Here is an 18,384-nt window from a genome sequence, read left to right on the forward strand (position 1 = left end):
TGGGGGGGGAACTATGACCTTTTGGCTTAGTGCTGGCATCATTTTTACCCTGTTAGCAATTGCAGTTATTTTATTTAAATGGGGTACGGTAAGGTGTGTTGGCGTCACACCGGTTAGAACGTTTACGTTCATTGCAATTTTATTTACATCAGGCCTAGACGTTGGCTTGATTATGTTTCCACTGACAGAGTTTGCAGGTTATGCAGACATAAAAGCAAGCCCAGAGTATGCGTTTGCCAATCCACTAGCCATTGAGTTTGGTTTTTGGGGCTTCTTGATCTGGGGATTTTATTTCCTTACGTGCTTTTATTTCTGTGTAATAGAACCCAAAGTAAAGTTCTTTGAAATTGCTTTGGTAAAACTAATTAATAACGTTGTTATTATTGGGACATGCGCATTTACTGCATTTTTACTGCTGTCGAATTTGCCTTGGTATTTACCGTCGCTCGGTGATGGCGAGTCAATTATTCCGACATTCTACTTAATGGTGTTTGCAGCGATTTGTTTTGCTGTGTATTCAAGCACAGACATTAAGTATGTACGCTTTTTAAGTATTTCGACTACTTGGTTGTTTATCGCTTTAATCACATTTATGTGGTTCGGTGCCTTTGTTGGTTCTGATGCACAAACATCAGCATTTGTTGATAACCTTACGTTGATCGGTGGTTACTTTGGCAACATCAATGAGTTTGTATTACCACTAAATGATTACCATGCCTTCTACCTTTTTTGGTGGTTTGCTTGGAGTATTATGATTGGTCAATTTACCTCGCGCTTTGTGGGTGGTTTAAAAACTTACCAAGTGCTGGCGGCTATGTTGATTTTCCCGTCTATTCCAATCGCTATCTGGTTTAGTGTTTTGTATCAATACCATGAAGCGGGTATTGCAACAGCAGGCTTGAAAAACATCGCTATGGTGTTTGTTGGTGTGGTGTTTGTGATCAACTCACTTGATTCTTTGATCCGTTTATACACAGATAACCTAAACTTAACGGTGAAGCGTTTTGGTAAGGTTAATTATATTGTCTTAAATGTGGTGGCGCTTTCGTTATTAACCCTGCTGTTTAAGTTCGACTTTTTACAGATCCAATGGGTTGGCGCGCTAGTTATTGCGTTATTTTTCGGCTGTGCTGCGTTTATTGGCTACAGCAAGTTAAAAACAGTGAAAAATATCGAAGGTTCACCAAAAGACAATAAATTAGATTACACAAAAATAGAAACAGTTAGCTAAGGGAAACCAACATGACAACAAGACAAACAGTATTAGCAGCAGCGTTGCCATTGGCATTACTATCGACATCAGCCATGGCTGACTTATCTACTACGGTTACATTGGCATCAGATTACACCTTCAATGGTGTCAGCCAAACCATGAATGACCCAGCGATTCAAGGCAGCTTAGATTATGCCTTTGCTGATTCAGGTATGTATGTAGGTACGTGGGCTTCAAATGTAGATTTTGGCGATGGCACAGACATCGAGTGGGATGCGTATTTTGGTAACTATGCTGAGTTAACGGATGCCCTTAGTGTTGATTATGGTATTGCTTACTACTCTTACCACGGTGAAGATTACTCAAGCGATGGCAACTACCCAGAGGTGTATTCGAAATTTGGTTATGCCAGCAGCATTGGGCAAGTAGAGCTTAATTTTTGGTATACTTGGGATTATTTTGGTACTGGCGCAGGCCATTTAATTTACATGCTAGCGCACACATTTGAAGTAGCGCCAAACCATGCAATTCGTGCCAGCTTTGATGTATCTAATTCATTAGATGGCGATAAGTTTAGTTGGGATGGCAGCGATAAGTCATATAAGCATTATCGTCTAGCGTATCAAACGAGCTATGCAGGGTTTGATATTGAAATTGCAGGTGAGAATACCAGTATTGATTCTGAGTATGCAGACGAGCGAATTGTCGCGTCTATTTCGCGTAGCTTTGATTTGTAAGCACTGCTTTAATAAAAAAACGGCTAACCTTGGTTAGCCGTTTTTTTATGCCTAGAATCTGAAAGTTAAATCTCTTCGCCTTCGTGTTGCATCGCTAAATCATCAAGCTCTGCAAGAGTGTAATCAAAGCCACTGGTATCGACTTCGTAGCGTATTTTTACGCCATAACCCCCTTGGCAAAGACTCGCAGTAACTTTAGCCACTGACCAGTGCTTAAGCTTGTTTAAAAACCGATTGGCGGTTTGCTGTGAGTCAAAGCGATAACTGACTTGCGATTCCATCTTTTTTCTAGCCTAAAATTTTTTCGAGAGTGTATGAAATTGCTTTGTTTAAATCAATTGCTCATTGAAAAACGCCAATGTGCGCTGCCATGAAAGCTCTGCCTGTTTTTCATCATAACGAGAGGTAGAGTCGTTATGAAAGCCGTGATTTGCTTTTTCATACATGTGCATAGTGTAAGGCACTTGATGCGCTTTTAAGTCGCTTTCGTAGTCTGGCCAAGTTGCATTAACGCGGTTATCAAGCTCAGCTAAGTGCACAAGTAGTGGGGCTTTAATATTTTGTCTGAGCTCTTTAACGGCGGGAGTGCCGTAATAGGGCACGCCCGCATTAATTAATTTGCTATCAACTGCTGCAAGGTAGTTAACCATATAACCACCAAAGCAAAAGCCTACCGCACCGAGTTTGCCGTTACTATTTGGGTGTTTTTTTATGTATTCAGCTGCGGCAATAAAATCTTGTTGGATTTTTTCTTTATCCATAGAACGCTGCATTGCGCGGCCTTCATCGTCATTACCGGGGTAGCCACCAAGAGGGTGTAACGCATCTGGCGCAAAGGCAATAAATCCAGCTTTGGCAAGGCGGCGTGCAACATCTTTAATATAAGGGTTTAAGCCTCTGTTTTCGTGGATGACTAACACTATTGGGTGCTTACCCGTTAAATTAGCGGGTTCGACTAAATAACCTTTACCTTCGCCGTGACCTTTAAACGAATCAAAGGTTTTATAGCTGGCCTTAATATCAGGGTCATTAAAGGATACTTGCTCAGCTAATGCATAGTTTGGCAATAAAGCGCTACTTAGCATTGCCATTGAGTAGCCAAGGGCAGCTAACCCCCCCAGTTTTTTCATAAAGGTGCGACGGTCCATTAAGCCATGGGCGTATTCATCGTACCAATCAAAAGCTTCATGGGGAATGTGGTTATGGCGTTGCTCAGTCATACTTATATCCTTTAAAAACGAGTTAGGTTTATAACTTTAGCTGAAATATCAGCGATTAACAGCCAGTTGTTTTGTTTGCATTACTACGTCCATAAAGCGGCGCTGCCAAATGGCCTTAAAGGCTTTGTTGAATAAGTATAAAAATATTAACGGCATTATTAGCAGCTTTAAAATAAGCAGTGACAAGATATTCAAAAAGTCGATAAATAAGTCTTCGACGGCAGCTACCATGTTACTAATACCAGAGGTAACGGTATCAATAATCTTACTGACCTGCGATGATTGGTCTTGGTTGAGTGAAGCATTTAGGTTTTCTAGTTGTTCGTTTAAAGCGTCTTTGTTTTGGTTTAGCTGTTTTTGCTGGTTTAGCACCGCATTAAACTGCGCTGTTAATTGCTGCTTTTTATCAAGTAATGGCTTGGCTTGTTCAAGCTCAGTAAAGGTCAGTCGCTCAGACAAGCTGCGAGTTGCTTGAATCGCCTCTATTTGGCTATCAACCTCTGCCAGCTTAACTTTGAGTTCTGTCGCTTGCTGGTGGTTTTTTATCTGCTGCTCATTTAATAGTGAGAGCTTGTCGAGGATGGTTTGTTTTTCACTATCGACCTCGGCTTTTAGCTTGGCAGATAAGGCCGAGGTATTATTTGCACTGCTATTCACCGTCTCGACTTTTTCGCTCACCAGCTCACTTTGCTGGTCTATTTGCTCATCTAAGAATATTTGGCTCACGAGGCCTGTTGTAAGCACCACAGCAGGCACTAAAAAGCGAATTAAAATAAGGCTCGCCATAATTTTATGACGCAAGTTAGGTAAATAGTTACGCCATTCACATATAAAGTAAGCGACGACCGAGAGAGTAAAAACACCACTAAAAATAACCCCAGAAGAAATGGTGTATAAAATGCGCTGTAAAAATAACGAGCCTATTGCAAGGCGCATGGCATCTGACATGTATTCTGCTAAGTCATTCACCGGGTCGAGTAGTTGTGCAGGTTGAATACTGGCAATACCAATGCCCACTTCGGCTGATTGCAATAGCGATATAGCAGCGTTAACTGTACGTGATGAAGCGTACACTAGGGTTGATTGTACAAGGGCGCTGTCGATAAAGCGCATAATGAAATGGTTATAATGCTCTAGCCAACAAAGAAGTAGCAGTATTGTAAGAGATAAATACTTGATAATATGTTGTTTAGTTATCATAACGCCCCCGACAGTTAGTACGCTTCTTCACGCTACACTATTCATAGCCGTTGAAGCAATCTAATAGGATTGAATTATTTTGCCGATTAACTGTCTATGAATTGCTATTAATCGCTTTAGAGGAAATATGAAAGAACCTGCATCAATTGGCCAGTGCTGTATTGAAGATTTAGACCCAGTGCAAGACTTAGGTCGCTTAGTCTCTTATTTGCGTTCAAACCTGGTGGCTCATCTTGATGATGCTTTAGAGGATAAAGAGCTAACGTCGGCCCAATACATAGTGGTTGTGCTACTTGCGCGTGGCAAAGTAAATACCTTGGCCGAGCTTTGTGAGCACATGGTGTATGACCGTGGTGCCATGAGTCGATTACTTTCTCGTTTAGAAGACAAGGGCTTAGTTGCTAAAAAGCAGTCAGTTGAAGATCGCCGTTCAACTCTTTTATGCCTCACTGAAAAAGGCCAACAGCTTTACCCGGAAATTTTACCAACCGTGAATGATATCTATCGTAAAGCACTCACAGGCTTCTCTGATGATGAGCAAGAGCAACTCGCAAGCTTATTGTTTAGAGCAATTCATAATTTAAAAGCATAAATTTCTATAAGCGGTACGTTGTCGCTGTAGACGCATTTTGATAATATAGTTGCCTAGGCATTTAATTTTAACAAGTCCGGGTTGTTATGTTTGAATCATCTTTGCTTGCGCAGCTTCACGCTCAATTTCCAGCTCATCAATTTAGCCCAGAAGGTTTGTCGGTTGTTCACACAGGCCGCTTTGCCAATGCCATTGTTTATCGTTATAAAGACGCGAAATTTGATTTAATTATTAAAGATTTTCAGCACAGCCCATGGTGGGTGAGAAAAACCATCGCGCCGCTTTTTATCAATCAAGAGTACAAGGGGCTGGCACGCCTGCAAGACGTAGACGGAGTGGTCGATAACTTTTGTCGTTTGTCATCAATTGCCATTGCTTATGATTTTATTGAAGGCACGCCACTTCGCCAGCTTGCCTTGCAACAGCAGCATTTACCGAGTGATTTCTTTAAAGAGTTTGAGCGTTTGGTAGCAAAAATGCATCGCCGCGGGGTGGTGCATCTGGATTTACGTAATTTGGGAAATGTGATTTGTTCAAAAGATGGCAAGCCATACATTATTGATTTTCAGTCAGCGATTCGTTTTGCACGCTTTCCGCGCTGGTTACAGCGTTTTATGCGTGGTGCCGATATGAGTGGGGTTTATAAGGCGTGGCAGAAGTTAGCCAAAGACTCTTTACCGCAAGCAAAGGCGGATTATTTGCACGACTTTAATCATGTGCGTAAGCGTTGGATTTTTAAAGGTTATCCGATCCAACGTGCCTATTTGTGGTGTAGCGGGGCTGTAACTCAGATTCTTAATTCTGACTTTATTCGCAGTATTTTAGATAGATTGTAAAAAGCGCGTTTGCACGCGCTTAGTGGGGAGAACTAGTATTTAGGCCAGCCGTTCGCATCCCAATTCAGGTTGCTGATGAGCAATTTGGGGGTGCCATTATCACCTGCATCATAGGCATGACGAACAATCACATCGGTATTTAGAATATCTTGCCCACCCGGGCCTACCCATTGATTATTACCTGCATCAAGAATGCTACCGCCACCAGATAACATATTATTGCCATTTTTATCTAGGTAAGGGCCGCGAATATCGGTAGAGCGACCGTATGCAATGCGGTAGGTGCTGTTAGTGCCTTCACAACACTTACCCATTGATACAAATAAGTAGTAGTAACCTTGGCGATAGATAATCGTGGGCGCTTCAATACCACCTGAACGACTTGCCAGTGAGTAAATTTGACCAAATGGTTTCATCGTTATTGGGTTGATACGTGTTAGTTTAATACCCGAGTTCCATGAGCCAAATGTTAGCCAAGGTGCACCATCTTTTGCCACCACAAGATCGGGGTCAATAGCGTTGTAATTATTGCTATTGGTGGTGTTGATCACTAAACCATCATCACGCCAATCGCCTGCAGCAACACTGCTGGCTGATGCTAAACCGATAGCACTGACTCGGGAACCAAAGGTCGAAATGGCATAATAGAGCCAGCTACGATTATTATAGCGTTTTAATTCAGGCGCCCAGACATCAATTCCATCATGATCAGGCACATAGTTACTCCACCAGCTTAAACCATTTGAGAAAATTGGTTGCGCATCATTCCAATCTACACCGTTGCTTGAATATTTACCGTAAATACCAGGACCTGTTTGAAAAACCCACCAAGTGCCATTTTCATAGCCAAGGGTTGGATCATGAGTGACTAAATTACCAGTAAGTGGCCAGTGATCTGCAGCGCCATTGGTTGTGGATGGATCCCAAGGGGTTGATTCAACATTAGCAAGCTTGGTTAGCTGCCACTGCTGTGCATCGCTGCCGTTGTAGCTCCACTGGCTAATATTTGCGCCATCGTTGCCATTAAATTCATATAAGTCGAGCGCTTTACCACTGTGATCGTTAATAAAGCTGTAATAGCCGCTTCCTTCATCATTTATTTGCCAGTGTTGGCTGGCGAGATTTGCATATTCGTACTGTACAACATTGCCACCATCGGCTGTTGACCACTCATACACTTCAAGGGCCTTACCGCTGTTCAGGTTAATAACTGAATAATTATTACCACCAATATTGGTAATTAACCAGCGCTGGGTGTCGTGGTTAGTGTCAGCCCACTGACTAACATTTGCACCATCATTGGTTTGCGCGCTTTCTACTTCAACAAACTTAGCACTGTACTTTGATTTAATTGTATATACGCCATTATCAAGCGCATAAGCACTGGGAAGTATCAGTATTGTTGCAAAGCTAAACGCAGCGAGGGCTTTTTTTGAAAGTATCATAGTGTCTCCAAATCATTGTTATTGAGCTTTCCTTGTGTGTTCTGTTCCTTGGATTAGGTTTGATCTACAGCGAGTAACCCAATTAAGAGCATTGGTGTAAATGTAAATCATTTATAATACTTTATTATATTATTATCTTTGTAAAGTTTTCCGGCAATAAAATTAACAAAAATTTTACCTTTAACTATTTAGGAAGGGATTTGAGTGTTTAGCTGAGATACAAAAAAGCCACTTAGTCAGTGGCTTTTCGGATGTTATTGAGTAATAAACTGACTGGGAATATCCCATTTAAGGGTATGCAGTTGGCCTTGCCAAGTTTGGATGGTGATCCACAGTTTATCATCTGCTGAGATAGTTTTAGGGGCTATCGCGTGGGCATGCTGACCGTGATTGGTGCCATGCATTATGCCTTCTTCATCTTTTGCAAACTCTGCCAGTGGCAAAGGTGACTTACCAATATTTAAATACGCCTGACGAATATTGCTTATGTCACCTTGATTAAAAGCAATAAAGAAGTCTTTAACGTATTCGTTGTGGTGTGAGTAAGGAGCATCTTCATTTAGCGGCATTGGAGCGATTTTAAATTCGCCTGCTTGTTGCTCTTGCCAAAGTGCAGGAAACTGAGGGTTCAATGATTGATAAATAAACCAAACAGGTAAAGCCAGTACTACAGCATGCAAAATATACTTTTTACGTTGCCACCAAGTTGCTTGTAAACGAGCCATTAGTTTGCCTCCTGAACGTTATTTACTGGCGCTGATTGGCGCGCTTTTACAGGTTTGTTATTTACTAATTTTGCGGCGTACATCATAAAGCCAGTGATCGACATACCACTTAAAATTAAACCAAAGATAAACCAAATAACCTTTGTCCACAGACCGCCAATATTACCGTAATGCAGCGGATCGGCGATATGTGAAAGGGTGAGTAATCCCGACATGGTTTCTGGGCTTTTGCTTGCTGCAATTTCACCCGTCCAAGGATTGATTGAGGTTGAGTAAGCGTAGTTATCGTAGAAAATAGTATCGCCACTGCCCATGATATTAAACATGCCGCGGTTATGCTCTGGCAGCATCACATAACTAGGTTTGAAATCTGGGTATTTCTCTTTGGTAATTGCCAGTGCCGCTTTTAAGTCGGTTGGTGGTGTTTGTTTATCCGCAGGTAAAGTTGACACTGCCACTAGCGGTGCATGCTCTTCTATGTCTATTTCGTTATGCCACATGATGGCTTGCACTAGATACCACAGGCCTGTGAGTGCCATTACTGCCATAAACCAAATTGACCAAACGCCACTTAAGGTATGTAAATCTTTTAGAAAGGTTTTTCTACCTTGGTTAAAACGTAGTTTTGGCTGGCTAAATGCACGCCAAAAGTTTTTATAAATCACTAAACCAGTTACTAGTGCACCCAAAAGGACAAAAGCCATGGCGCTGACGAGGTAGTAACCTACGCTGTAACCTTCTTGCCAAGGAAAGAATAGCCAGCCGTGTAGGGTACGCATAAATTCAATGAATGAGATAGTGTCATTAACCGCTTGTACTTCGCCGGTGTATTGATTGACGTAAGCCACAGCATAAGGTTTGTCGGTATCAGTGAAAATAACCGCATTAACCAAGTAAGGCTCATAAGTAAGTACACTCATTACATCGGCAGTCGGATAGGCTTTTTCAACGCTATTAATAACTTGATCAACACCAAGTGCTGGTAAATCATTTGGGTTGTTTGCACGTGCTTCACTGTTGGTCAGCCAAGTAAGCTCATGGCTTATAACCGACACAGTACCTGTGACGCAGATAAAGCAAAATAGCACCCATACAGGGAGCGAAAACCAACCATGTAGTTGGAACCAAAGACGTTTACTCATGGTAAAAATAGCCCGACGTTAATTGATGATAGTAATTGTTATCATTTAAATTGTACTACAATCTTTTGAACAAACACAATCTCTGTCGACGAGCTGCAAAAAAGGCGCTTTAAGCGCCTTTATCATTAGTTTGATTGAGGGTAACAATTCGTTGTGGGAAAGGAATTTCGATATCTGCTCCTTGAATTGCTTTAAATACATTGCGGTTGACCGCTAATTTGGTCTCAATAATTTTGGTGGTTGGCACCCAAAAGCGATAGCTCAAGGTAACACCGCTCTCAGCAAAACGCTCAATACCGACTTGTGCATGAGGAGAGTCACTAACTAGTTCATGCTCGTCTAACACTTTTTCGATAAGCTCAATAGCGAGATCTGCATTGGCATCATAAGCGATGTCAATTTCACCTTTAACTAATGAATAGCTAAACGAGTTATGTAAAATCTCACCAACAATATGTTTGTTAGGAATGGTGATTTCGACTTTTTCTTCGTTTATTAGAATTGTGTGACCAAGCTCAATGGTTTTAACTTGCCCACTGACACCTTTTACTTCGATAGTATCACCCACAACAAAAGGCCTTGTTGCAATAATCGCAAGGCCTGCACCATAGTTTGACAGCATGCCTTGTAGCGCCAAACCAGCACCTAGTGATGCGGCACCAATCGCTGCGACAAAAGGGGTTACGCTAATGCCAATTTTGCCAAGGGCAATAACCAAGAACATGATGATCAGTAATACTTTGATGACATTACTGACAAAGTTAGTCAGCGTGATATCGATATTGTGACGTTGCATTAGACCTGCAACCATATTCGACACTTTTTGCGCTATCCATAAGCCAATGAAGAGGATTAATATGGCACCTAAAATTTGCATGCTGTAGGTGACCAAATATTCCATGATCAGATTGTAGTATTTCTCGACTTGTTGTATTTCAGACTCAATCATATGTTTTCCTAACAAGGTTACTGCTAATGCTGACTATACCAGAACATATTGCATAACAGGATAGAGTAGCGGCACTATTATAGCGCTCAGTAGTGCACTCAATGCCATTGCCACTGAGGCAAATGCCCCCGCTTTAGGTTGCTCTACAATTAATGATGCAGTGCCTATTGCATGACAAGCTGTGCCGATTGCGACACCTTTTGCTTGCGCATTGCGGATATTTATCAGCGAGAAAATCAAATTACCAAATATGGCTCCCAGCACACCAATGAATATCACCATAGCTGCTGCCAAAGAGGGAATACCACCAAGAGCATCTGTGACAAGTAACGTTATTGGCGTAGTGACCGATAGACTAGCGAGTGAGGCGCTTAGCTGTGCAGGCGCATCGAATAAATAACAAATAAATGAAGCAACCACTGTTGCATTGATCACACCTAAGCTACAACTAATAAGAATCAATAACAGGTTTTTTTTGACATGTATAAATTGCTGATAAAGCGGTAATGCTAAAGCTACGATAGCAGGCTCTAAAAACCAACTTAAAACTTTACTGTGCTTGGCAAAAGGCTCATATGGGAGTTTTAGTGCCACTAACAGCGCAGAAACTAACACGATTGCCCAGCACACTGGGTTAGTTAAAGCTTTGCTGATTGCATGTTGCGTTTTAGCGTTTAAAAAACGTAAAACCAAGAAAAGGCAAACAGTTAAAGGAATGCTCAACCACCATAAACTAACTGTCATTTTCGCGCCCCTTAAAGTAGGCGAATAGTGAGCCAATGAGAATAATGCTCGTCAGGGGAACAATAATAAACACGGCAAGAAGGAGTAACCAGTGTTCGTTAATAACTCCTAAATGCTCAATAATACCGACGCCTGCAGGAATAAAAAACAGCGGCATAAAGTTCAGTAATGGGGTCGCTGAGGGTTTTAAATCTTGCTCTTTAACTAAGCCTGTTAAAAGAAGAATGAGTAATAAAACCATGCCAAGTAATGGTGCAGGGAATGTGCTTGCAAACAAAGCCGTTAAATATTTAGCAATGGCTAAACAAGCAAGGATGATGGCACTACTGATAAGGTATTTCATGATTGTGAATAATTGCGAATAAAGTACAACTACATCATACCCTTGTCAGTTGTACTATGCGACTTTAGCTTACCATGATTTGGCATTATTATACTGGATATCCTCTGCACCTTTTGCCTTCGCAATCGCCTTTTTGGTATTAGGATTCATCAGTAAGCGAATTTGACTCCAGGTTTCTTTAGCGAGGATTTTACGCTGCTGTGAGCGATAGCTTTGCTGGGTAATTCGCTTAATTGCAGCAAGCGTATCTGGCGAGCGGGCCATTAAGGTTTCAAGGACAGCATCGGTTTGTTTATCGACATTATCAGTCAGCTGCGTAACCAAGCCATATTCTTTAGCGTCTTCAGCTGATATAGGCTCTGCATGACTTGCTAACCAAAGTGCTTGGTCGCGCTTCATTAAGCCTGCAAGTACTACGTTTGCCCCCATATCAGGACACAGGCCCCAACGCGCTTCCATAATCGCTAATTTAGCGTTTTTATCGACGATGCGGTAATCAGCACCGAGTGCGATTTGCATACCGCCACCAAAGCAATGTCCGGTCACTTTTGCAATCACCGGAATACTTAAGTCTTGCCACCCTAACACCACTTTTTGCGCTAAGTTTTGGTTTCCTGGTAACCACTTGAATAACAGCTTGATGATATTACTCGGCTTTTTCATCACCGCAGCAACATCAAGACCAGAGCAAAAATGGTCGCCTTCGCCAGAGATAACTACAGCGCGTAAACTGCGATCGCGTTTAATTTTTTTGATTACGTTTGCAAGTTCGACAAACATGGCAAAACTGAGTGCATTTTGTTTCTCGGGACGAGCAAGGCTTACCCATGCGACCTGTTGTTTTATTTCTAGTTTTATCATGGTAACTCCTCTGACCTGTTTGTTAGAGCTTACGAGCTAATTACAACTAAGTAAAGAATTGCTGATGTGTCGCAAGGAATCATTATATTTTCCAAAAATGGGTAACCTTGTCATATATTTAGTTACAAATTGGTGTATATTTTTAAAACAAAGATGCTAGTTCATAGCTAGTTTGATTTTGTGATTAGTTAGATACTTTCGCAAAATCCCATGACACGACTAGACTTAGCTTTAAGTCGCGCTACAAGGAGTATATATATGCTGATGCGCAAAACAGCTCGCATAACTAAACAATCATCTCGTTCTTTGGCTTTTGCTGCAATTTCTGTAGCATTAACAACCACATTGGTTGGCTGTTCAGATGATAAAGCAAAACAACAAGCTACGCCGCCTCCGGCTGTTTCTGTGTTTAATGTCTCTACAAAAGAAATCGGCAACTATCGTGAATTTGTAGCACGAACCGAAGCGTTTCAAGAAGTAAAAATTAGAGCTCGTGTAGAAGGTGAGTTAATAGAACGTCACTTCGATGAAGGCTCTACTGTTGAAAAAGACCAGTTGCTGCTGCGTATTGACCCGTCTGAATACCGCTCGACAGTGGCTAAAGTAAAAGCCGATCTAAAAAGTAAAATTGCAGCAGCGAGTTCAGCTGAACGCGATTTAAAGCGTGGCCGAGAAGTCGCCTCTGAAGGATTTATCTCTCAGTCTGATCTAGATAAATTAACCACTAATTTCGAACAAGCAACAGCAGCTGTAAAGGCAACTGAAGCTGAACTTGAAAAAGCAGAATTAAATTTAAGCTACACCGAAATACATGCTCCATTTACAGGGCGCATTGGTAAAGTAAATTACGATGTAGGGAATATTGTTGGCCCATCATCAAATGAGCTTGCTGAATTGACAGATGTTGACCCTATCTATGTTAGTTTTCAGGTGGAAGAGGGAGACTACATTAGTTATCGTCAAGAGCATCAAACTAGTGAGAGCAACCCGCAAGATGTACCCATCGATTTAACTCTTAAACTTCCTAACAATTCAACATTCCCAAATAAAGGTGTGCTTGATTTTGCAGATACAAAAATTAATCAAAACACCGGCACTGTAGAGCTAAGAGCTGCGTTCGATAATCCTGAGGGGATCGTGATGCCAGGCTTATTTGTAACCTTAATTGTTGAAAGCATAAATAAAAAAGAATTAGCGCTGATCCCACAAGTCGCTGTGCAGGAAAATCAACAAGGGAAATTTGTACTTGTTGTTGATGATCAAAACAAAGTTGCTATGCGCATTGTTCAATTAGGTCGACGCATTAATGCTATGTGGGTTGTTGAGTCAGGCTTAGAGGCTGGTGAAAAAGTCATTATTGAAGGTTTACAAAAAGTGCGTCAAGGCGCTGAGGTTAAACCGGTAGAAAAGCAAGTCGATCCGACAACGGGCACCATCACTAGCAAAGCTAACTCTTAGGAGTGAGATATGATCAGTAAAACATTTATATCTCGTCCTAAGTTTGCCTTGGTAATATCGATTGTTATTACCATCGCGGGGTTGATTTCAATGTCATTATTGCCAGTGAATATGTACCCGCAAATAACACCACCACAAGTGCAGATATCTGCCAGCTACCCAGGCGCAAGTGCGCAGATCGTTGAAGAGTCTGTTGTGCGACCCATTGAAGAGCAAGTCAATGGGGTTGAAGATATGATGTACATAGAATCCACCTCATCGAACAATGGCACCGCGAATATTACGGTGCACTTTAAGGTCGGTACAGATACTGATATTGCTCAAGTTAATGTCCAAAACCGAGTTGCACTGGCGGAGTCAGGTTTACCTGAGGAAGTGAAGCGCCAAGGTGTATCGGTTAAGAAAAAGTCTAGTTCAATGTTGCTCGGTATTAATCTTTACTCTGATAAGGAAAATATTGACGCAATCTTCTTGAGCAATTACGCAACTAACTACTTAACTGAACCGTTAGGGCGTATTAACGGGGTTGCTTCTGCTGAAGTTATGGGGGAGCAAACCTATTCAATGCGCTTGTGGTTACGCCCAGATCGTATGGCTTCGCTTGGTTTAACTGTGGCTGAAGTGCGGGCTGCATTGCAAGAACAAAATACTATTGTAGCCGCAGGTAAATTAGGTGCTGCGCCATCGGCTCCTAGTCAGCAGTTTGAATACTCGATTCAAGCAAGAGGGCGCTTAAAAACCCCAGAAGAGTTTGGTCAAACCATAATTCGCTCAAATAAAGACGGTAACTTTGTGCGCTTGAACGATATTGCGCGCATTGAACTGGGGGCGGCAAGTTATAGCACCACCGCAAAATTAAACCAGCAAGACACCGCGTTTATTGTAATTTACCAATTGACTGAAGCGAATGCGACGCAAGTAGCTAACGATGTTAAAGCACGAATGGAAGAGCTTGCAAAACAATTGCCTGATGGTGTGAAGTATTCGATTCCTTATGACACCACAGAATTTATTAACCGTTCAATCGAAGAAGTGGTGGTTACTCTGGTTCAAGCCGTTGGCTTGGTTATTTTAGTGGTTTTTTTATTCTTACAAAACTGGCGCGCAACGCTTATTCCAACGGTCGCTATTCCAGTATCTTTAGTGGGTACTTTTGCTTTTATGATGATGATGGGTTATTCCATTAACCTGATCACTTTATTTGGCTTGGTACTCGCAATAGGAATTGTTGTTGATGATGCCATCATTGTTATAGAAAACGTTGAACGGATACTAAAAGAAGAAAAGCTACCAATAAAAGAAGCGGTCACAAAGGCGATGGAGCAAGTATCAGGGCCAATAGTGGCAACGACCTTAGTGCTGCTTGCGGTGTTTGTGCCTGTTGGTTTTATGCCAGGGATAACGGGTGAGCTTTATAAGCAATTTTCGGTCACGATTTCGTTTGCAGTGCTTATTTCCTCCGTTAATGCATTAACCCTGAGTCCTGCATTATGTGCATTACTGCTTAATGAAAAAGCCATGAAGCCTATTAAATGGTTAGCACCATTTGAAAACATCATTACGCGCTCAACCAATGGCTACAGTAAAGTTATTAACTTTATCCTAAAACGTACAGCAAGAATGGCACTGTTTGCCGTGGTTATTTTTGCAGCTGCTGGGTGGTTGGTGAAAACTGTTCCTACGGGCTTTGTACCAGCAGAAGATCAAGGCTTCTTGTTTGTAGATGTGCAACTTCCAGATGCTGCAGCAAGTGGCCGTACCCAAGATGTGATGCACAAGTTGGGCGATATTGTGAAAAATGAACCAGCTGCAACCGATTTTATTGCGGTGTCTGGTTTTTCATTACTTGGTGGTGCAGGTTCAAACAACGCTTTGGGTATCGTGGTACTCAAAGATTGGGAAGAGAGAACGAGTCCTGAGCTTGGCTTACGTTCGGTTTTAACCCGCTTGATGGGGCAGTTCTGGGCAATGCCAGATGCGCAAATTATGGCATTTAACCCTCCTTCAATACCCGGGCTTGGCACTAGTGCAGGCTTTGAGTTTAGATTACAAGACAGTGAAGGGCGTGAGCCAGCAGAGCTTGCTCAAGTGTTAAATGGCCTTGTTTATGAAGCAAACCAGCGACCAGAACTTTCTAATGTATACAGTACCTTTAGGGCTAATGTGCCACAGTACTTATTAGAGGTAGACCGTAATAAGGCGAAAGCACAAGGGGTCGCATTGAGTGATATTTTCTTGACGCTACAAGCGCAATTAGGCTCATTATATATTAATGACTTTAATCAATTTAGCCGTACTTACCGAGTGATCATGCAGGCAGAAAGCCAATTTAGACAGAACCCAACAGACTTGCAGTATTACTATGTACGAAATGATGAAGGTGCCATGGTGCCGCTCACAACACTCGCTAAACTTGAGCCAATTCTTGGCCCTACAAGTTTAACGCACTTTAACTTATATCGTAGTGCCAGCATTAGCGGACAACCAGCGGCGGGTTATGCAAGTGGTGATGCTATTAAAGTAATGCAAGAGTTGGCTGATCAATTGCCAACGGGCTATGTATACGAATGGGCAGGCCAATCGAAGCAAGAAATTGAAGCCGGTAACATGGCTCCGATTTTGTTCGGCTTAGCAGTGGTATTTGTTTACTTATTCTTAGTAGCGCAATACGAAAGTTGGACAATTCCTTTCTCGGTTATTGCTGCGGTACCGCTGGCGCTATTTGGTGCCATGCTTGCGCTGTACGTAATTGGTATGGAAAACAACATTTATGCACAGGTGGGGTTAGTGCTGCTAATTGGTCTTTCAACCAAAACGGCCATCTTGATTGTTGAATTTGCTATGGAAGAGCGGGCTGCAGGGAAAACTATATTTGAAGCGGCATTAAATGCAGCCAAGTTACGTTTTAGAGCAGTACTGATGACTGCATTATCGTTTGTGCTTGGTGTACTTCCGCTGGTATTTGCCAGTGGGGCAGGGGCAGGAAGCCGAATTTCACTTGGTATCACAGTGTTGTTTGGTATGCTAGCCGCCACAATTTTTGGTACTTTATTAGTGCCGCTATTTTACACTTTAGTGCAATCTATGCGCGAAAAAATCAAGGGTGAGTCAGCTCACGATTAATAATTGATAAAAAATAACAAAAAAGTCAGGGTAACCTGGCTTTTTTTTTGGCAAAAAAGAAAATAGGTTTGTTATCATATTCCGATTAACGCAATCCGAATGCGCAGAGGGTTTGAACAATGGCAGGTCCACGTTTATATAGTGAAGAAGAAGTAACGCATCAGGCATATGATATCTTTTTAGAGTTAGCACCTGATAATTTGAACGAGCAGGATATTGCTGACTTTAATGAACACAGAGAAGAGTTGGGTTTTATTGAAGAAGGTGAGCCTGATGAGCAGTGGCAAGAATTTGTTGCACTAGAAATTGAACCTGAGCTCTTTGTACAAGTCTTAGTTGGACTTGAATTTGAAAACCAAGATATTTTATTCGCCAAGATTTTAATTAGCCGAGATAAAGATGCTCCGTTTTGCCACATACTTTGGAAAGATAGCGAATAACGCGCCAGCTGATGTTTGACTCTACTTTTAATTGTTTTAATACCCTAAAACGAATTATCTTAGCCGCCATGCTCGTTAGTAGTTGGCAGGCTTTTGCTGTTGATCCGTTTGAAGACTTTCATGAATACGGGCAATTATCAGAAGAAGAGATCCATAAAATTCATAAAGGCGAGTTGCTTTATGGTGATATTGAGTTTGGCTTTATGGTAAGTCGTGGTAATACAGATTCAACCAGCTTCAAACTTAAAGGTAACCTTTATCAAGACTTTGAAAAGTGGCGTAATCAATTTAAGCTCGACACCCTGTATAAGCGCGATCGTAACGATGAAACAGGAACTGAAGAAGTGTCTGCGGATCGTATCTTTGTATCTGGGCAAGGCAACTACAAGCTGAATGTCAAAAACGAATCATTCTTTATTTATAGTGATTACGAACGAGACAAATTTAGTGGTCTAGAGTTTAAAAGCACCGTTGCGACAGGATACGGAAATCGTATTTATCAAGGTAGTAAAAATAAGGTGGATATTGACGTAGGACCCGGTTTGTATCGCTCAGTGGCAGATCAAGAGACAGCCACAGAAGAAGATGAAACAAAAACAGGTTACTTACTTCGAATGGCATTGCAGTGGGAGCGTACGGTCTCTGCTCGCACTCGCTTTAATCAAGACGTCAGTTATGAACAATCGTTGTCGGGATTAAACTCGCGTTTAAAATCAGAAACCTCATTGATCAGCAAAATTATGGGTGATGTATCACTCAAATTTACTTATATGTATCGCTATAACTCAAAACCGGAAGAAGAAAAGCTCAAGTACGATTCTGAGCTGAGTGCGACCTTTGTTTATAGCTTTTAAGAGAATATCTCAGTATGTATCAACATAAGCAGTACGCTATTTTTATTTTTGTTATTTTAGGCTGGATTGGCGGCTTTATTGCCTTAGCATGGAATTTAATTGGTGCAGATATTCCACTCATGGTGTTTAGTGCTATCTTAGTGCTGGTGGCCTTTTTATTTCATGGTTTAACCATTAAGGTGAGTGATAAAAACGTAAGCTGGGCATTCGGTCCGGGTGTATTTGGTAAAACAGTGACTTTTGATGAGATTGAATCTGTTCGGGCAGTAAGTAACTCATTTCGACATGGCATAGGCCTGCGTATTACACATGATGGATGGGTTTACAGTGTCTCTGGATTCAGTGCAGTAGAGCTTGCTATGAAAGACGGTACAAAGTATCGCTTAGGGACCAATGACCAAGAAGGTTTACTTGCTGCGCTTAGAGAGCATATTGCTGAACCAGAGCCAGCACTGGATGCACAGAAAACAGCTGAATAAGCACTGAGATATAAAAAAAGCGC

19 protein-coding genes are annotated in these 18,384 nt (G+C 41.7%); 9 read left to right on the forward strand and 10 right to left on the reverse strand.

Annotated features, from left to right (window positions below; genetic code table 11):
- The first annotated feature begins 13 nt into the window (after positions 1 to 13).
- Together L1267_RS07820 and L1267_RS07825 are read left to right on the forward strand one after the other, a co-directional pair.
- The gene (locus L1267_RS07820) at positions 14 to 1,231 is read left to right on the forward strand and encodes a BCCT family transporter (protein WP_135923765.1); all 1,218 of its coding nucleotides are present in this window, start codon (positions 14 to 16) and stop codon (positions 1,229 to 1,231) included.
- An 11-nt stretch (positions 1,232 to 1,242) separates the two neighbouring features.
- Complete coding sequence (locus tag L1267_RS07825; RefSeq protein WP_135923766.1) at positions 1,243 to 1,950, forward strand: TorF family putative porin; 708 nt, start codon at positions 1,243 to 1,245, stop codon at positions 1,948 to 1,950.
- Between the two features lie 65 nt (positions 1,951 to 2,015).
- Here the strand turns inward: L1267_RS07825 and L1267_RS07830 are convergent, their stop codons facing one another.
- The 3 genes from L1267_RS07830 to L1267_RS07840 are packed head-to-tail and all read right to left on the reverse strand — an operon-like array spanning position 2,016 to position 4,370.
- Positions 2,016 to 2,231, reverse strand: coding sequence for a hypothetical protein (locus L1267_RS07830; protein ID WP_054562273.1), 216 nt, complete (start codon positions 2,229 to 2,231; stop codon positions 2,016 to 2,018).
- Between the two features lie 48 nt (positions 2,232 to 2,279).
- The gene (locus L1267_RS07835) at positions 2,280 to 3,170 is read right to left on the reverse strand and encodes a dienelactone hydrolase family protein (RefSeq protein ID WP_235382519.1); all 891 of its coding nucleotides are present in this window, start codon (positions 3,168 to 3,170) and stop codon (positions 2,280 to 2,282) included.
- A gap of 48 nt (positions 3,171 to 3,218) precedes the next feature.
- Positions 3,219 to 4,370, reverse strand: coding sequence for a hypothetical protein (locus L1267_RS07840; protein WP_235382520.1), 1,152 nt, complete (start codon positions 4,368 to 4,370; stop codon positions 3,219 to 3,221).
- Positions 4,371 to 4,497: 127 nt separating this feature from the next.
- Between L1267_RS07840 and L1267_RS07845 the strand changes: the two genes are divergently transcribed.
- Positions 4,498 to 4,962, forward strand: coding sequence for a MarR family winged helix-turn-helix transcriptional regulator (locus L1267_RS07845; RefSeq protein ID WP_235382521.1), 465 nt, complete (start codon positions 4,498 to 4,500; stop codon positions 4,960 to 4,962).
- A gap of 86 nt (positions 4,963 to 5,048) precedes the next feature.
- Positions 5,049 to 5,798 (forward strand): RIO1 family regulatory kinase/ATPase domain-containing protein, encoded by a 750-nt coding sequence (locus tag L1267_RS07850; RefSeq protein ID WP_235382522.1) that lies wholly within the window; start codon positions 5,049 to 5,051, stop codon positions 5,796 to 5,798.
- 32 nt (positions 5,799 to 5,830) lie between these two features.
- Here L1267_RS07850 and L1267_RS07855 read toward each other — a convergent pair whose 3' ends face one another.
- The 7 genes from L1267_RS07855 to L1267_RS07885 form a co-directional block, all read right to left on the reverse strand.
- Positions 5,831 to 7,243: a family 43 glycosylhydrolase gene (locus L1267_RS07855; RefSeq protein WP_235382523.1), complete on the reverse strand. Its 1,413-nt coding sequence runs from the start codon at positions 7,241 to 7,243 to the stop codon at positions 5,831 to 5,833.
- Positions 7,244 to 7,497: 254 nt separating this feature from the next.
- Entirely contained in the window at positions 7,498 to 7,968 is a 471-nt protein-coding gene (locus L1267_RS07860) for a hypothetical protein (protein WP_235382524.1), read from the reverse strand.
- Entirely contained in the window at positions 7,968 to 9,119 is a 1,152-nt protein-coding gene (locus L1267_RS07865; protein ID WP_235382559.1) for a PepSY-associated TM helix domain-containing protein, read from the reverse strand. The genes L1267_RS07860 and L1267_RS07865 overlap by 1 nt, the downstream gene beginning before the upstream one ends.
- 100 nt (positions 9,120 to 9,219) lie before the next feature.
- On the reverse strand, positions 9,220 to 10,059 hold the full coding sequence (locus L1267_RS07870) for a mechanosensitive ion channel family protein (protein ID WP_235382525.1): 840 nt from the start codon (positions 10,057 to 10,059) through the stop codon (positions 9,220 to 9,222).
- A gap of 33 nt (positions 10,060 to 10,092) precedes the next feature.
- On the reverse strand, positions 10,093 to 10,803 hold the full coding sequence (locus L1267_RS07875; protein WP_135923775.1) for an LrgB family protein: 711 nt from the start codon (positions 10,801 to 10,803) through the stop codon (positions 10,093 to 10,095).
- Complete coding sequence (locus tag L1267_RS07880) at positions 10,793 to 11,146, reverse strand: CidA/LrgA family protein (protein ID WP_235382526.1); 354 nt, start codon at positions 11,144 to 11,146, stop codon at positions 10,793 to 10,795. The genes L1267_RS07875 and L1267_RS07880 overlap by 11 nt, the downstream gene beginning before the upstream one ends.
- Before the next feature lie 69 nt (positions 11,147 to 11,215).
- Positions 11,216 to 12,007, reverse strand: a complete 792-nt coding sequence (locus tag L1267_RS07885; RefSeq protein ID WP_199527244.1) for a crotonase/enoyl-CoA hydratase family protein — start codon at positions 12,005 to 12,007, stop codon at positions 11,216 to 11,218.
- A gap of 258 nt (positions 12,008 to 12,265) precedes the next feature.
- On the opposite strand from L1267_RS07885, the gene L1267_RS07890 reads away from it, so the two are divergent.
- The 5 genes from L1267_RS07890 to L1267_RS07910 all read left to right on the forward strand — a co-directional run bounded on the left by L1267_RS07890 (position 12,266) and on the right by L1267_RS07910 (position 18,361).
- Positions 12,266 to 13,465 (forward strand): efflux RND transporter periplasmic adaptor subunit, encoded by a 1,200-nt coding sequence (locus L1267_RS07890; protein ID WP_235382527.1) that lies wholly within the window; start codon positions 12,266 to 12,268, stop codon positions 13,463 to 13,465.
- Positions 13,466 to 13,474: 9 nt separating this feature from the next.
- Positions 13,475 to 16,588 (forward strand): efflux RND transporter permease subunit, encoded by a 3,114-nt coding sequence (locus tag L1267_RS07895; RefSeq protein ID WP_235382528.1) that lies wholly within the window; start codon positions 13,475 to 13,477, stop codon positions 16,586 to 16,588.
- A gap of 119 nt (positions 16,589 to 16,707) precedes the next feature.
- Positions 16,708 to 17,028: an HI1450 family dsDNA-mimic protein gene (locus L1267_RS07900; RefSeq protein ID WP_135923779.1), complete on the forward strand. Its 321-nt coding sequence runs from the start codon at positions 16,708 to 16,710 to the stop codon at positions 17,026 to 17,028.
- A 68-nt stretch (positions 17,029 to 17,096) separates the two neighbouring features.
- Positions 17,097 to 17,882 (forward strand): DUF481 domain-containing protein, encoded by a 786-nt coding sequence (locus tag L1267_RS07905; RefSeq protein ID WP_135926247.1) that lies wholly within the window; start codon positions 17,097 to 17,099, stop codon positions 17,880 to 17,882.
- Positions 17,883 to 17,896: 14 nt separating this feature from the next.
- Positions 17,897 to 18,361: a hypothetical protein gene (locus L1267_RS07910; protein ID WP_235382529.1), complete on the forward strand. Its 465-nt coding sequence runs from the start codon at positions 17,897 to 17,899 to the stop codon at positions 18,359 to 18,361.
- Positions 18,362 to 18,384: the final 23 nt, after the last annotated feature.

This window comes from Pseudoalteromonas sp. OFAV1 (assembly GCF_021532595.1).
Taxonomy (GTDB): domain Bacteria; phylum Pseudomonadota; class Gammaproteobacteria; order Enterobacterales; family Alteromonadaceae; genus Pseudoalteromonas; species Pseudoalteromonas lipolytica_C.

What these genes read in the sequence shown, in the direction of transcription:
- L1267_RS07835 (WP_235382519.1), bottom strand. Translation starts at nt 3,170, where the DNA reads ATGACTGAGCAACGCCATAACCACATTCCCCATGAAGCTTTTGATTGG.
- L1267_RS07830 (WP_054562273.1), bottom strand. Translation starts at nt 2,231, where the DNA reads ATGGAATCGCAAGTCAGTTATCGCTTTGACTCACAGCAAACCGCCAAT.
- L1267_RS07820 (WP_135923765.1), top strand. Translation starts at nt 14, where the DNA reads ATGACCTTTTGGCTTAGTGCTGGCATCATTTTTACCCTGTTAGCAATT.
- L1267_RS07875 (WP_135923775.1), bottom strand. Translation starts at nt 10,803, where the DNA reads ATGACAGTTAGTTTATGGTGGTTGAGCATTCCTTTAACTGTTTGCCTT.
- L1267_RS07840 (WP_235382520.1), bottom strand. Translation starts at nt 4,370, where the DNA reads ATGATAACTAAACAACATATTATCAAGTATTTATCTCTTACAATACTG.
- L1267_RS07855 (WP_235382523.1), bottom strand. Translation starts at nt 7,243, where the DNA reads ATGATACTTTCAAAAAAAGCCCTCGCTGCGTTTAGCTTTGCAACAATA.
- L1267_RS07880 (WP_235382526.1), bottom strand. Translation starts at nt 11,146, where the DNA reads ATGAAATACCTTATCAGTAGTGCCATCATCCTTGCTTGTTTAGCCATT.
- L1267_RS07845 (WP_235382521.1), top strand. Translation starts at nt 4,498, where the DNA reads ATGAAAGAACCTGCATCAATTGGCCAGTGCTGTATTGAAGATTTAGAC.
- L1267_RS07910 (WP_235382529.1), top strand. Translation starts at nt 17,897, where the DNA reads ATGTATCAACATAAGCAGTACGCTATTTTTATTTTTGTTATTTTAGGC.
- L1267_RS07900 (WP_135923779.1), top strand. Translation starts at nt 16,708, where the DNA reads ATGGCAGGTCCACGTTTATATAGTGAAGAAGAAGTAACGCATCAGGCA.
- L1267_RS07860 (WP_235382524.1), bottom strand. Translation starts at nt 7,968, where the DNA reads ATGGCTCGTTTACAAGCAACTTGGTGGCAACGTAAAAAGTATATTTTG.
- L1267_RS07890 (WP_235382527.1), top strand. Translation starts at nt 12,266, where the DNA reads ATGCTGATGCGCAAAACAGCTCGCATAACTAAACAATCATCTCGTTCT.
- L1267_RS07850 (WP_235382522.1), top strand. Translation starts at nt 5,049, where the DNA reads ATGTTTGAATCATCTTTGCTTGCGCAGCTTCACGCTCAATTTCCAGCT.
- L1267_RS07870 (WP_235382525.1), bottom strand. Translation starts at nt 10,059, where the DNA reads ATGATTGAGTCTGAAATACAACAAGTCGAGAAATACTACAATCTGATC.
- L1267_RS07885 (WP_199527244.1), bottom strand. Translation starts at nt 12,007, where the DNA reads ATGATAAAACTAGAAATAAAACAACAGGTCGCATGGGTAAGCCTTGCT.
- L1267_RS07825 (WP_135923766.1), top strand. Translation starts at nt 1,243, where the DNA reads ATGACAACAAGACAAACAGTATTAGCAGCAGCGTTGCCATTGGCATTA.
- L1267_RS07905 (WP_135926247.1), top strand. Translation starts at nt 17,097, where the DNA reads ATGCTCGTTAGTAGTTGGCAGGCTTTTGCTGTTGATCCGTTTGAAGAC.
- L1267_RS07895 (WP_235382528.1), top strand. Translation starts at nt 13,475, where the DNA reads ATGATCAGTAAAACATTTATATCTCGTCCTAAGTTTGCCTTGGTAATA.